Origin of the sequence: Streptomyces sp. AM 2-1-1 (assembly GCF_029167645.1) — a bacterium.
Taxonomy (GTDB): Bacteria; Actinomycetota; Actinomycetes; order Streptomycetales; family Streptomycetaceae; genus Streptomyces.
The window spans coordinates 609,094-622,223 of sequence record NZ_CP119147.1 but is presented as its reverse complement, the minus strand read 5'-3'; the positions used below and the strand labels follow the sequence as shown (position 1 = coordinate 622,223).

The window sequence follows — 13,130 nt, the reverse complement described above, 5'->3', positions numbered from 1 at the left end:
CGGCCGGAGCCCGTCGTCAGGGAGCCCCGCCGGCCCCGTCCACGGCCTCCGCGATCCCCTCGATCGCCTCCGTCAGCCAGGTGGTCCAGAAGCGCTCCAGGTCGATGCCGCCCCGCAGCACGAGGTGGCGGAGCCGGTCGTCCCGGCCCGTCCGCTCCGGCGGGAAGTCGCGCTCCTCGATCTCCAGGTACTCCGCGAGCTGCCGGCGGTGCACCTCCAGATGACGGCGGAGCTCCGCACCCAGGCCGGGCGCCCCCACGACGGCGGCCGCCCGCATCCGCAGCAGCAGCGCGTCGCGGACCGGCTTCGGGTCCTCGGCGAGCGCGACCCAGGCCGCCAGCTCCTCGCGACCCGCCGGCAGCACCTCGTACTCCTTCCTGCTGCCCCTGGCCGGCTGGTCCGGCAGCAGCGCCCGGATCCGTCCGGCCTCCTCCAGCCTGCCCAGCTCGCGGTAGATCTGCTGGTGCGTCGACGGCCAGAAGTAGCCGATCGACCGGTCGAACCGGCGGGTCAGTTCGAGCCCGGACGACGGCTTCTCCAGCAGAGCGGTGAGGATCGCGTGCGGCAGTGACATGGGGTGCATCCTACGAACGCGGCCACGTGGCCCGGTTCACAGCGTGGCGGCCAGCTCCGTCCCCTGACGGACCGCCCGCTTCGCGTCGAGCTCGGCCGCCACGTCGGCGCCACCGATCAGATGGACCGGCCGGCCCGCCGCGCGCAGCTCCTCGTAGAGCTCCCGGCGCGGCTCCTGGCCCGCGCAGAGCACGATCGTGTCGACCGGCAGCAGATGCTGCTCCCCGTCCACGGTCAGGTGCAGCCCCGCGTCGTCGATCCGGTCGTAGGTGGCGCCCGCGACCATGGTGACGCCCCGGTGGCGCAGCTCCGTGCGGTGGATCCACCCCGTGGTCCGGCCGAGCCCGGCGCCGACCTTGGACGCCTTGCGCTGGACTAGGTGGACCGTACGCGGCGGCTTCGGGCGCTCCGGCAGACGCAGCCCGCCGCGGTGCGCGTAGGAGGTGTCCACGCCCCAGCCCCGCAGGAACGCCTCCGGGTCCCGGCTCGTCCCCTCCCCGGCGTCGGTCAGGTACTCCGCGACGTCGAAACCGATGCCGCCCGCCCCGATGACCGCGACCCGGTCGCCGACCGGCGCCTTGTCGCGCAGGACGTCGAGGTAGCTGACCACGCTGGGGTGGGTGACACCCTCGATCGGAGGGATGCGCGGCTCGACACCGGTCGCGAGCACCACCTCGTCGTACCCGTCGAGCATGTCCGCCCCGGCGTGCGTGGAGAGCCGCACCTCCACCTCCAGCTCGCGCAGGCGGGTACGGAAGTAGCGCAGCGTCTCGTCGAACTCCTCCTTGCCGGGCACCTGGCGCGCCACGTTGAGCTGGCCGCCGATCTCGTCGGCCGCGTCGAAGAGGGTGACCGTGTGGCCGCGTTCGGCGGCCGTGACCGCGCAGGCGAGCCCGGCCGGACCGGCGCCGACGACGGCGACGCTTCTGCGGGTCCGGGTCGGGGAGAGGACCAGCTCGGTCTCGTGGCACGCCCGGGGGTTGACCAGGCAGGAGGTGATCTTGAGGCTGAACACGTGATCCAGGCAGGCCTGGTTGCAGCCGATGCAGGTGTTGATGGCGTCGGCGCGGCCGGCTGCGGCCTTCGCCACGAAGTCCGGGTCGGCGAGGAAGGGCCGGGCCATCGACACCATGTCCGCGCGGCCGGAGGCGAGTATCTCCTCGGCGACCTCCGGGGTGTTGACGCGATTGCTCGTCACCAGGGGCACGGAGACCGCGCCACGCACCTTCTCGGTCACCCAGGTGAAGGCACCGCGCGGCACCGAGGTCGCGATGGTGGGGATGCGGGCCTCGTGCCAGCCGATCCCGGTGTTGATGAGGGTGGCCCCGGCGGTCTCGACCGCGCGGGCCAGCCGCACGACCTCCTCCAGCGTCGAGCCGTCCGGCACCAGGTCGAGCATGGAGAGCCGGTAGATCAGGATGAAGTCGTCGCCCACGGCCTCGCGCACCCGGCGCACGATCTCCAGGGGGAAGCGGATCCGGTTCTCGTACGAGCCGCCCCACCGGTCGGTGCGGTGGTTGGTCGCCGCCACGATGAACTCGTTGACGAGGTAGCCCTCGGAGCCCATGATCTCGACCCCGTCGTAACCCGCCCGCCGGGCGAGGACGGCGGCGCGGACGAACTCCCCGATCGTCTCCTCGACCTCCTCGTCGGTCAGCGCGCGCGGGGTGAACCCGCTGATCGGCGCCTTGAGCGCACTCGGCGCCACCAGATCCGGGTGGTGCGCGTACCGGCCGAAGTGCAGGATCTGCATCGCGATCCGGCCTCCCGCCGCGTGCACCGCCGAGGTGACGAGCGCGTGCTCCTCCGCCTCCGCCTCCGTGGTCATCTTGGCGCCGCCGGGCGCGGAGCAACCGCGCTCGCTGGGCGCGATGCCGCCGGTGACCATGAGGCCCACGCCTCCGCGGGCGCGCTCGGCGTAGAAGGCCGCCATCCGCTCGAAGCCGTTCTCGGCCTCTTCGAGACCCGTGTGCATGGACCCCATGACCACCCGGTTGGGGAGCGTGGTGAATCCGAGGTCCAGCGGGCTCAGCAGCGTGGGGTAGGGGCTCATCAGGGTCTCCTCGCGGTGTCGTCCCGCCAGTTGTAGAGGACCGGGACCGCTTTGTGCAACAAGTTGCACAATGACGTACGTCGCATCCGCACGGGCCTGCCCGGCCGTTCGGGGCACCCCGTACGGCGCAACCGGCCGCGCCCTCGCGACACCTCCGGGCCACAGTGGATCCGTACCCCGTCCGCCTCGCCCCCGGGAGCCCTCATGACCTGCCTCAACCGGCGTGACCTCGGCCTGCTCGCCCTGCGCGCCGGCACCGGCGCCGTCCTCGTCGCCCACGGCAGCCAGAAACTCCTGGGCTGGTTCGGCGGCGGAGGGATCGCGGGCACCACCGCCGGGATGGAGGCCATGGGCTTCCATCCCCCCAAGCACAGTGCCGTCGCCGCCGGACTCGGCGAGATGGGCGGCGGAGTGCTGCTCGCGCTCGGGCTCGCCACGCCGGCCGCGGGCGCCGCCGCCGCCGGCGCGATGGCGGGCGCGGTCGCGGTGCACGCCCCGGCCGGCTTCTTCGCCCAGGGCGGCGGCTACGAGTACCCCGCGTTCCTCGGGTTCACCGCCGCCGCGATCGGCCTCACCGGCGCCGGTGACTACTCCCTCGACCACGCCACCCGCCACGTGCTCGACAAGCCCTGGGTGGTGGCCCTCGCCTTCCTCGGCAGTGCCGCCGCAGCCGCTGCCGTGGTCGGCAAGCGCGCGAAGGCGCAGGGCGCGGTACCGGACGAGCCCGAAGCGGTCTGAGGTTCCGCCGGGCGACCCGGGGCCCGCAACCCCCAGGTCCCGCGGCGTCCCCCGCACGAGGCGCTCCGCCGCCGCGCCGTCAGGGACCCTCCTGACACCTGGACGCGAGCCGGCGACAGCGCGCCGGACCCCTTGGTCACCGGGCAATGTGCCGCCACGCGGCCGCCCGTGGGCATTGATCCGCCGAACAGGGGCATCCGTCGGTCCATGGAGACCAGTGCGATAGCGGAACGCGGAAGAGGCCAGGCCCGGAGCGCGGCCAACGGCAAAGCGATGGAGACGGCGGCGCGCGCCGGATTCGTGGCGCGCGGTGTGATCTACCTGCTCATCGGAGTGCTCGCCCTGCGCGTGGCCTTCTCGGGCGACGGCGGGAAGCAGGCCGACCGGGGCGGCGCCCTGCAGGAAGTGGCCGAGCAGCCGCTCGGAGAAGTGCTCCTGTGGCTCCTCGGCATCGGACTCGTGGGCATGGCGCTCTGGCGGCTCTCCGAGGCGGTGTTCGGCCAGGCAGGTCCGGACGGGCACAAGCCCACGAAGCGGCTCATGGCCGCCGGCCGCTGCGTGTTCTACGCCTTCGTCGCGTACTCCGTGATCTCGTACGCCGTCGGGGACAAGGGCAGCGGCAGCGGGTCCAGCGACAAGAAGACCGACGACGTCACCGCCAAGGCGCTCGACTGGCCCGGCGGCCAGTGGATCGTGGGGCTCGCCGGAGCCGTCGTCGTGGGCGTCGGGCTGTGGCTGATCTACCGTGCGGTGACCCTGAAGTTCCGCAAGCACCTCGACATGACCGGCACCGGCGAGAAGGTCCGCCGCACCGTCGACGCGCTCGGCGTCTTCGGCGGCGTCACCCGGGGCGTGGTCTTCGGTACGGCGGGCGGTTTCGCCATCGCCGCGGCCGTCCAGCACGAACCCGGTCAGGCCAAGGGCATGGACGACACCCTGCGCTCCTTCACCAACACCCCCGCCGGCCCCTGGCTGCTCGCACTGATCGCCCTCGGCCTCGCCGCCTTCGGCGTCTTCTCCTGGGCCAACGCACGGTGGCGCAAGGTCTGACCACGCACGCGTACGACACCCTTCGGGCGAGGATCCTCCGCCCTCGGACACGGCCCCGCCGGGCAACCGAACCCCCGGCGGGGCCGTCCCATGTCCGCGACGCGGCAGGGGACGGCCCCGCCGGGGTGTGCTCAGCGCAGACCGCGCGCCCCCTTGAACCGGGCCAGCGCGTCCGGGAGGTGGATCACCGGCGCGGGGTAGTCCAGCGCGACGCGATCCGGTTCCGGAAGCCGCCACGGCTCGTGCACCGCCGCACCCTCGATGCCGGCCAGTTCCGGGACCCAGCGTCGCACGTACGCGCCGTCCGGGTCGTAACGGTGGCCCTGGAGCACCGGGTTGAGCACCCGGTTGGGACGGCTGTCCGTGCCGGTGCCGGCCACCCACTGCCAGTTGAGCTGGTTGTTGGCGATGTCGCCGTCCACCAGCAGGTCCAGGAAGTGCCGCGCGCCGATCCTCCAGTCCACGTACAGAGTCTTCGCCAGGAAGCTCGCGGTGAGCAGCCGGCCGCGGTTGTGCATCCACCCCTCGTGGCGCAGTTGGCGCATCGCGGCGTCCACGACGGGATAGCCGGTGCGCCCCTGGCGCCATGCCTCGATGTCCTCCCGGGCCTCCTCCCCGTCCCGCCAGTCGTCGTCCCGCGAGCGGTAGTCGGCGTGGGACGCGGACGGACGGGCCGCGAGGACCTGGTAGTGGAACTCGCGCCAGCACAACTGCCGCACGAACGCCTCCGCGCCCGTCCCACCGGCCTCGCGGGAGCGCTCGATCAGCTCCACCGGTGAGACGGTGCCGAAGTGCAGGTGCGGCGAGAGGCGGGAGGTGGCATCCCCCGCGAGGTCGTCGTGCTGGTCGTCGTACGAGCCGAGACCCGACCGGCGCCACGCGGCGAAAAGGGCGCGACCCGCGTTCTCCCCGCCCTCCGCCAGACCCGGCGAGACCCCGGACACCTCGGCGCGGACGGGCAGTTCACCGGAGTGCGCGGCGTCCGGCACCCGGACCGCACGCGGCGGGGGGAGGGGGTCGCGCAGCCGCTCCTGGGACCAGCGCCGGAAGTACGGGGTGAAGACGGCGAAGTGGTTCGCCGCCGACGCCGCGGGCCGCACCGTGCCCGGGGCGACAGCGGTCACCACTGCGTCGTGCACGTGCAGTCTCCGCCCCTGCGACTCCAACTCCGTGCGCAGCCGTTCCTCACGGGCGTGGGCGTACGCGCTGACGCCGGCCGACATGTGGACGTCGAAGGCGCCCGTTTCGGCGGCGACCCGGCAGACCTCCCCGGCCACGTCCCCGGTACGGATCACGAGCCGTCCGCCCCGCTCGCGCAACCCGGTGTCCAGGTCCCGCAGGCAGTCGGCGAGGAAGGCCCACCGGTTGGGCACCCGGAAACCGGCCTCCTCGATCCGCCGGTCGACGACGAACAGCGGCACGATCTCCTCGCTCGCGACCGCCGCCGCGCGCAGTGGCGGCTGGTCGTGCAGCCGCAGGTCGGCGGTGAACAGGACGACCGAGACGGTCATGGCGCTACTCCTCGAAGGGGACGGACACGACGACGGAGACCCGCAGGTGCCCCGGCGGGTGCTGTCGGTGCTGCCGGTGCGTCCGGCGCAGGGGGTGCTGCCGGAGGTCTCAGTGCTGCCGCTGGGGGCGCGGGGCCGCGGTCGTCCGGGCCGGGGCGGGGCCCGGGGGACGGGCGGCGGCCCGGGCGATGTTGCGGGCCATTCCGCCGAAGACGACGGCGTGGAAGGGCGAGACGCTCCACCAGTAGGCGTGGCCGAGCAGTCCGCGCGGGTGGAAGAGCGCGCGCTGGCGGTAGCGGGAGCGTCCGTCGCCCCGGTCCTCCGCGTACATCTCCAGCCAGGCGAGACCGGGCACCCGCATCTCGGCCCGCAACCGCAGCAGCCTGCCCGGCTCGATCTCCTCGACCCGCCAGAAGTCCAGCGAGTCGCCGACCCGGAGACGGGCGGCGTCGCGGCGGCCGCGCCGCAGCCCGACCCCGCCCATCGCCCGGTCCAGCCAGCCCCGGACGGCCCAGGCGAGCGGGAACGAGTACCAGCCGTTGTCGCCCCCGATCCCCTCGACGACCCGCCACAGCGCCGCCGGAGAGGCGTCCACGTCCCGCTCCCGTACGTCCTCGTAGAGGCTGCCGCCCGCCCAGTCGGGGTCCGTGGGCAGCGGGTCGCTGGGGGCGCCGGGCAGCGAGGCGGAGGACCACCGGGTGGTCACCTGCGCCTCCCGGACCCGCTGCAGGGCCAGGGCGAGCGCCTTGTCGAAGGGGAAGGGCTGCCCGGGCCCGTCCGGGACGTACCGCGCGATGTCGTGCTCGCCGCAGACCACCTCGTACCGCAGTGACTCCGCGAGCGGTCGCGCGAGGGCGCGGGGGACCGGGGTGACCAGCCCGATCCAGTGGCTGGACAGCCGCGGGGTCAGCATCGGGACGGGCAGGATCAGCCGCTTCGGCAGGCCCCCGATCTCGGCGTACCGCTCCATCATCATCCGGTAGGTGAGGACGTCGGGCCCGCCGATGTCGAAGGAGCGGTGCACGTCGGCGGGCATCCGCGCACTGCCGACGAGGTAACGCAGCACGTCACGGACGCCGATCGGCTGGATGCGGGTGGAGACCCAGCTCGGGGTGACCATGACCGGCAGCCGCTCGGTGAGGTAGCGGAGCATCTCGAAGGACGCGGAACCCGAGCCGATGATGACGGCGGCCCTCAGGACGGTCGTCGGCACTCCCGAGTCCAGCAGGATGCGGCCGACCTCCGCGCGGGAACGCAAGTGCGGGGAGAGCTCCTCCTCCGGCACGTCCCCGGGCGTCAGTCCGCCCAGGTAGACGATCCGCCGCACCCCGGCCGCGCGGGCCCGCTCGCCGAAGACGCGGGCCGCCCGGCGGTCGGTCTCCTCGAAGCCGGGACCGGTGCCCAGCGCGTGCACCAGGTAGTACGCGACGTCGATGCCGCGCATCGCCGTCTCCAGGGACTCCGGATCGGTGACATCGCCGCGCACCACCTCCGCGTCGGTGGCCCAGGGGTAGTCCCGCAGCTTCGCCGGGGTCCGCGCCAGCGCACGCACCCGGTGCCCGGCCGCCAGCAGCTCCGGCACCAGACGGCCACCGATGTAGCCGGTCGCCCCCGTCACCAGGCAGTGCAGGCCCTCTCCGTCGTCCCTGGTCTCCCTGGCCGTCTCCATGGCGCCTCGCCTCCGGGTCGATTCCCCACTGACTTCTTCCACCGTCCCCGCCCGTACCGCATTCCGCCCGGTGGGGCCCGGTGGATGCACCGTGACACGGTCGGGGACGGCCGAATGGGTCGCGGGGCCGCTCCGGAGCCCCCACCACCGGCCGGGGCAGCCACCGCCCGGCCGGTCGGCGTGATCCCCTCGGGAGCCGGACCCCCTCACCGGCTCCCGAGCGGTAGCGATCGGGGCCCTGCCGCATCCGCCGGACGGGGGACGGCGGAAGAGACGCGACGGGCACGGAAGACGGCGGGCCCGCGACGGCCCCCGTACCGCCGGCGCGCCGGCCCGGCGGTGCGGGGGCCGGCCCAGACCGGTACGGAGACCGATGCGACCAGAAGGACCTGCGATGCGCCTCACCCGGACAGCGGCTTCCGCCCCTGCCGACCACCGGCGGTCGGAGCGGCCCTTCGGGGACACCCAGCCGCCGGACGGGCCCGTCGAGGCCGCGGACCGGCCCCGGCACTCCCCGGACGGCCCCGACACCCATGACCCTTACGCCGCGGCCGCGCCCCCGCACGGCGGCCCCGGGGCCGCCGACCACGCCCGGGCCCAGGACGGCTCCCGGCGGGACACCGGCACGGGCGCCGTACGCGGCGGCCGCGACCGCGAGAGCCCGCACAGCCCGCAACCCCGGCATCCGGCCGGCTCCGGGCCCGGGCACCCCGGCGACGACGTTCCCCACGCCGGCCAGCACCACCACCCCGACGTCCGCGCGGTCGACGCCGACGTGGCGGGCGCCGTCCTCGCCACCGCCCGCGAGGTGCTCTCCGGACACCTCGCCGAGGCCGCCGCCGTCGACGCCGTCTTCAGCCGGGACGTGGCCCGGCGGGTCGCGGACTTCACCCTCGGCGGCGGGAAACGCGCCCGGCCCCGCTTCCTGTGGTGGGCGATGCGGGCGTGCGGCGGCGGCGCGGAGACCGCGGACGCGGCGCTGCGCCTCGGCGTGGCCCTGGAACTCATCCAGACCTGCGCCCTGGTCCACGACGACGTCATGGACGGCTCCCCGCTGCGCCGGGGCCGTCCCGCCGTCCACGTCGAGCTGGCGGCGCTCCCCGGCGGGGCGCCGGACACCGCGTTCGGGACCTCGGCCGCCGTCCTCGTCGGCGACCTCGCCCTCGCCTGGGCGGACGACACCGTCGCCGCCCTCCCGCTGGATGCCGCCACCCGGGGCCGGGTGGCGGCGATCTGGCGGGCGATGCGCACCGAGATGGTGGCCGGGCAATACCTCGACCTGCACGGACAGGCGGCGGCGAACCGCACGGCCGCGCACGCCCTGCGGACCGCCTGCCTCAAGAGCGCCCTGTACTCCGTGGAACGCCCCCTCGCGCTCGGCGCCGCGCTGGCGGGCGCCGACGACCGTACGGCGGCCGCCCTGAGCGCGGCCGGCCGCAGCGCGGGCACCGCCTTCCAGCTCCGCGACGACCTGCTCGGCGCCTTCGGCGACCCCGCGGTCACCGGGAAGCCCTCCGGCAGCGACCTCCGTGACGGGAAGCCCACCTACCTGGTGGCGGTCGCCCGCGAACGCGCCGAGGCGGCGGGCGACACCGCCGTGCTCGCGGTCCTGGACGGGGTGGGCGACCCGGACCTCACCGACGAAGGCCTCGCCCGGGTGCGGGAAGCGCTCACCCGGAGCGGGGCGCGCGCCGCCGTCGAGCAGCTGGCGGACCGGCTCGCCGCCGAGGCCGAGTCCCGTCTCGACCTGGTCCGGCTCGCCCCGGAGGGCGCCCGTCCGGTGCGCCTGCTGCTGCGGGAAGCCGCCGGTGCCCGCACCCCACCACCCGTGCCGCCCGCCTCCGGCGCCCCACGATCCACCCCCGGCGCCCGGCCGGACCACCCGGCCGGCGCCCCCGAAGGAGGTACCACCCGATGAGGACCGTCCCCGGACGCACCGACCACGTCGTGGTCGTCGGCGCCGGCCTCGCCGGCCTGTCCGCCACGCTCCACCTGCTCGGCGCCGGCCGACGGGTCACCGTCGTCGAACGCGACCTCACCCCGGGCGGCCGGGCCGGGCTGCTGGAGCGCGGCGGATACCGCATCGACACCGGCCCCACCGTGCTGACCATGCCCGATCTTGTCGAAGAGGCCTTCGCCGCCGTCGGCCACCGGCTCGCCGACCGGCTCGACCTGATCCCGCTCCACCCCGCCTACCGGGCCTGGTTCGCCGACGGCTCCACCCTCGACGTGCACACCGATCCGGGCGCGATGGAGTCGGCCGTGGAGGAGTTCGCGGGCGGTCACGAGGCGCTCGGCTACCGCCGTCTGCGGCAGTGGCTGGAGCGCCTCTACACCGTCCAGATGCGCCGGTTCATCGACGCCAACTTCGACTCGCCCTTCCAACTCCTCCACCCCGACCTGGCACGGCTCGCCGCGCTCGGCGGATTCGGCCGGCTCGACGCGCGGATCGGCCGCTACATCAGCGACGAACGGCTTCGCCGCGTCTTCTCCTTCCAGGCCCTGTACGCCGGCGTACCCCCGGCCAGGGCCCTCGCCGCGTACGCCGTCATCGCGTACATGGACACGGTCGCCGGGGTGTACTTCCCGCGCGGCGGGATGCACGCCCTCCCGAAGGCGCTGGCGGACTCCGCCGCGGAGGCCGGCGCCGTGCTGCGCTACGGCGAGTCCGTCACGCGGCTGGAACGGTCCGGCGACCGGGTCACCGCCGTCGTCACCGACCGGGGCCGCATCCCGTGCGACGCCGTCGTGCTCACCCCGGACCTCCCCGTCAGCTACCGGCTGCTCGGCCGCGCCCCCCGGCGTCCGGGCGGGCTGCGGCACTCGCCGTCCGCCGTCGTCCTGCACGCGGGCACCGACCGCACCTGGCCCGGACTCGCCCACCACACCCTCTCGTTCGGACGGGCATGGAAGGGCACCTTCCACGAACTCACCCGCACCGGCTCTCTGATGAGCGACCCCTCCCTGCTCATCACCCGCCCCACCGCCGGAGATCCCACGCTCGCCCCGCCCGGCAAGCACCTCCACTACGTGCTCGCCCCCTGCCCCAACACCGACATCGGCCCCTCCGCGCGCAGCTGGGACGAGCTGGCACCCCGCTACCGGGACAGCCTGCTCACCGAGCTCGAACGCCGGGGACTGGCCGGTCTCGGCGCCTCCATCGAGGAGGAGTGCCTGGTCACCCCGGTCGACTGGACCGCCCAGGGGCATGCCGCCGGCACCCCGTTCTCGGCCGCCCACACCTTCCCGCAGACCGGCCCCTTCCGGCCCCGCAACCTCGTCCGGGGCACCACCAACGCCGTCCTCGCCGGCTGCGGCACCACCCCCGGCGTCGGCGTACCGACTGTCCTCATCTCCGGGAAGCTCGCCGCCGCCCGGATCACCGGTCCGCGACGGCCCCGCACGGCCTCCGCGAACCGCCCCGTACCGAAAGGCCACCTCGCATGACCGCCCGTGAACTCGACGCGGCCGCCGTCCACGACCCCGCCCTGCGCGCCGCGTACGCCGCCTGCCGCGCGCTCAACGCACGCCACGGGAAGACGTACTTCCTCGCCACCCGGCTGCTCCCCGCCGACCGTCGCCCCGCCGTGCACGCCCTCTACGGCTTCGCCCGCAGGGCCGACGACATCGTGGACGACCTGGCCGGCGACCCCACCCCCGCGGAACGCGCGGCCGCGCTGCTCGCCTTCGAACAGCGGCTCGCCGAGGGCCTCGCCACCGGCACCACCGACGAGCCGGTGATCCGGGCGCTGGTCCACACCGCCTCCGTGTACGGCATCGACCACCGCCACTTCGCCGACTTCATGGCTTCCATGCGCAGCGACCTCACGGTGACCGAGTACGCCTCCTGGGAGGAACTCGGCGGCTACACCCACGGATCGGCCGCCGTGATCGGCCTCCAGATGCTCCCCGTCCTCGGCACGGTCTGCCCCCGCGAGGAAGCCGCCCCGTACGCCGCCGACCTGGGCGTCGCCTTCCAGCTCAGCAACTTCCTCCGGGACGTGGGGGAGGACCTCGACCGGGGACGCGTCTACCTCCCGGCCGACCTGCTCGCCGCCCACGGGGTCGACCGCGAACTCCTCCTGCACGGACGGACGACGGGCGTGCGTGACCGGCGCGTCACCGCCGCGCTGCGGGCCGCCGCCGCGTACAACCGGGAGGTCTACCGGCGTGCGCGGCCCGGCATCGCCCTGCTCGCCCCCGAGTCGCGCCCCTGCATCCGCACCGCGTTCGTGCTGTACGGCGGGATCCTCGACGCCGTCGAGGCGGACGGCTACGCCGTCCTCCACCGCCGCGCGGTCGTCTCCCGCGCCCGCCGCGCGACGGTCGCCCTCGACGGTCTGGTCCGCGCGCTCGCCGCCCGCTCCGGCCTCCGTGCCACCGCCCCGCACGCGGCCGCCGGGCAGCGTCCCCTTCCCGCGGCGGGCGCCACCCGGCCGGGGCGGCCCCTGCCCGCACCGGCGACGACCCGGACCGAACGGGAGGACGCGGCATGAGCGACCCGCGCCCCGTCCGCCGCGGCCGGCTCCCGCTGCGGCTGCGCCGCGACCCCGTGCCGTGGGACCGGCAGCGCCCCACCTGGCGCGCCGCCCGGCCCGCCCTCATCGCCGGCGCCCTCACGCACGCGCTCTCCCGCCCCTCGGGCAACTGGTACGTCATCGGCGCCTCCCGCCGCATCACCCCCGGCCGGTCCTTCGGCCGGACCGTCCAGGGCACCGAGGTCGTCGCCTGGCGCGACGCCGCCGGGCGCCTGCGGGCCGGCCCCGGCGCCTGCCCGCACCTCGGCGCACCGCTGAAGGACAGTCCGGTGCGCTGCGGCACCCTGGTCTGCCACTGGCACGGACTCGCCCTGAACGGCGAGCCGTTCGCCGGCTGGGAGCCCTACCCCGCCTTCGACGACGGGATCCTCGCCTGGGTACGGCTCGACGCGGTGGGCGGCGAAGACCCGCTGGAGCGGCCCGTCGTCCCCGAACGGCCGCTGCCCGCGGGCGCCGTGGACGCGGTGTACGAGGGGTTCGGCACCTGCGAACCGGAGGACGTCGTCGCCAACCGCCTCGACCCCTGGCACGGAGCCTGGTTCCACCCGTACTCCTTCGTCGACCTGACCGTGCTCGACGTCCCCGGCGGCGACGCCGGGGACGGGCGGGACGGGTTCGCCGTCGACGTCTCCTTCAAGGTGGCGGGCCGGGTCGTGGTGCCCGTCCGGGCCGTGTTCACGGCGCCCGAACCCCGTACCGTCGTCATGCACATCACCGAGGGCGAGGGCCGGGGCTCCGTCGTCGAGAGCCACGCCACCCCGCTCGGCACCGACGCCGCCGGCCGGCCCCGCACCGCCGTGGTGGAGGCGGTCGTCGCCGCGTCGGACCGGCGCGGCTTCGCCGTCGCCCGCGCGGCGGCCCCGCTGCTGCGCCCGTTGATGCGGGCCTCGGCAGGGCGGCTCTGGCGCGACGACCTGGCCTACGCCGAACGCCGCTACGAACTGCGCAGCAGCGGGCGGTTCCCGGGGTGAGGGAGGCGCCCGCGGGCGCCCGGCGGC

The 13,130-nt window shown here is 75.1% G+C and carries 10 protein-coding genes; 6 read left to right on the top strand and 4 right to left on the bottom strand.

Going from position 1 to position 13,130, the window contains the following annotated elements:
* Positions 1 to 16: 16 nt before the first annotated feature.
* Both PZB77_RS02585 and PZB77_RS02580 read right to left on the bottom strand, forming a co-directional pair.
* Positions 17 to 574: a PadR family transcriptional regulator gene (locus PZB77_RS02585; RefSeq protein ID WP_275490875.1), complete on the bottom strand. Its 558-nt coding sequence runs from the start codon at positions 572 to 574 to the stop codon at positions 17 to 19.
* A 36-nt stretch (positions 575 to 610) separates the two neighbouring features.
* Entirely contained in the window at positions 611 to 2,626 is a 2,016-nt protein-coding gene (locus PZB77_RS02580) for an NADPH-dependent 2,4-dienoyl-CoA reductase (RefSeq protein WP_275490874.1), read from the bottom strand.
* A gap of 204 nt (positions 2,627 to 2,830) precedes the next feature.
* On the opposite strand from PZB77_RS02580, the gene PZB77_RS02575 reads away from it, so the two are divergent.
* On the top strand, positions 2,831 to 3,364 hold the full coding sequence (locus tag PZB77_RS02575) for a DoxX family protein (protein ID WP_275490873.1): 534 nt from the start codon (positions 2,831 to 2,833) through the stop codon (positions 3,362 to 3,364).
* 207 nt (positions 3,365 to 3,571) lie between these two features.
* Positions 3,572 to 4,414, top strand: coding sequence for a DUF1206 domain-containing protein (locus PZB77_RS02570; protein ID WP_275490872.1), 843 nt, complete (start codon positions 3,572 to 3,574; stop codon positions 4,412 to 4,414).
* 131 nt (positions 4,415 to 4,545) lie between these two features.
* On the opposite strand, the gene PZB77_RS02565 is transcribed toward PZB77_RS02570, so the two are convergent.
* Entirely contained in the window at positions 4,546 to 5,925 is a 1,380-nt protein-coding gene (locus tag PZB77_RS02565; RefSeq protein ID WP_275490871.1) for a deoxyribodipyrimidine photo-lyase, read from the bottom strand.
* Positions 5,926 to 6,034: 109 nt separating this feature from the next.
* Complete coding sequence (locus PZB77_RS02560; RefSeq protein WP_275490870.1) at positions 6,035 to 7,594, bottom strand: SDR family oxidoreductase; 1,560 nt, start codon at positions 7,592 to 7,594, stop codon at positions 6,035 to 6,037.
* Between the two features lie 394 nt (positions 7,595 to 7,988).
* Here PZB77_RS02560 and PZB77_RS02555 point away from each other — a divergent pair, with 394 nt between their 5' ends.
* Genes PZB77_RS02555 through PZB77_RS02540 form a run of 4 tightly spaced genes read left to right on the top strand, consistent with a single transcriptional unit; the run spans position 7,989 to position 13,103 of the window.
* Entirely contained in the window at positions 7,989 to 9,512 is a 1,524-nt protein-coding gene (locus PZB77_RS02555; RefSeq protein WP_275490869.1) for a polyprenyl synthetase family protein, read from the top strand.
* Positions 9,509 to 11,041, top strand: coding sequence for a phytoene desaturase (locus PZB77_RS02550; RefSeq protein WP_275490868.1), 1,533 nt, complete (start codon positions 9,509 to 9,511; stop codon positions 11,039 to 11,041). The genes PZB77_RS02555 and PZB77_RS02550 overlap by 4 nt, the downstream gene beginning before the upstream one ends.
* Entirely contained in the window at positions 11,038 to 12,090 is a 1,053-nt protein-coding gene (locus PZB77_RS02545; protein ID WP_275490867.1) for a phytoene/squalene synthase family protein, read from the top strand. The genes PZB77_RS02550 and PZB77_RS02545 overlap by 4 nt, the downstream gene beginning before the upstream one ends.
* Positions 12,087 to 13,103: a DUF5914 domain-containing protein gene (locus PZB77_RS02540; protein ID WP_275490866.1), complete on the top strand. Its 1,017-nt coding sequence runs from the start codon at positions 12,087 to 12,089 to the stop codon at positions 13,101 to 13,103. Before PZB77_RS02545 ends, PZB77_RS02540 begins: the two co-directional genes overlap by 4 nt.
* The last annotated feature ends 27 nt before the right edge of the window (positions 13,104 to 13,130 follow it).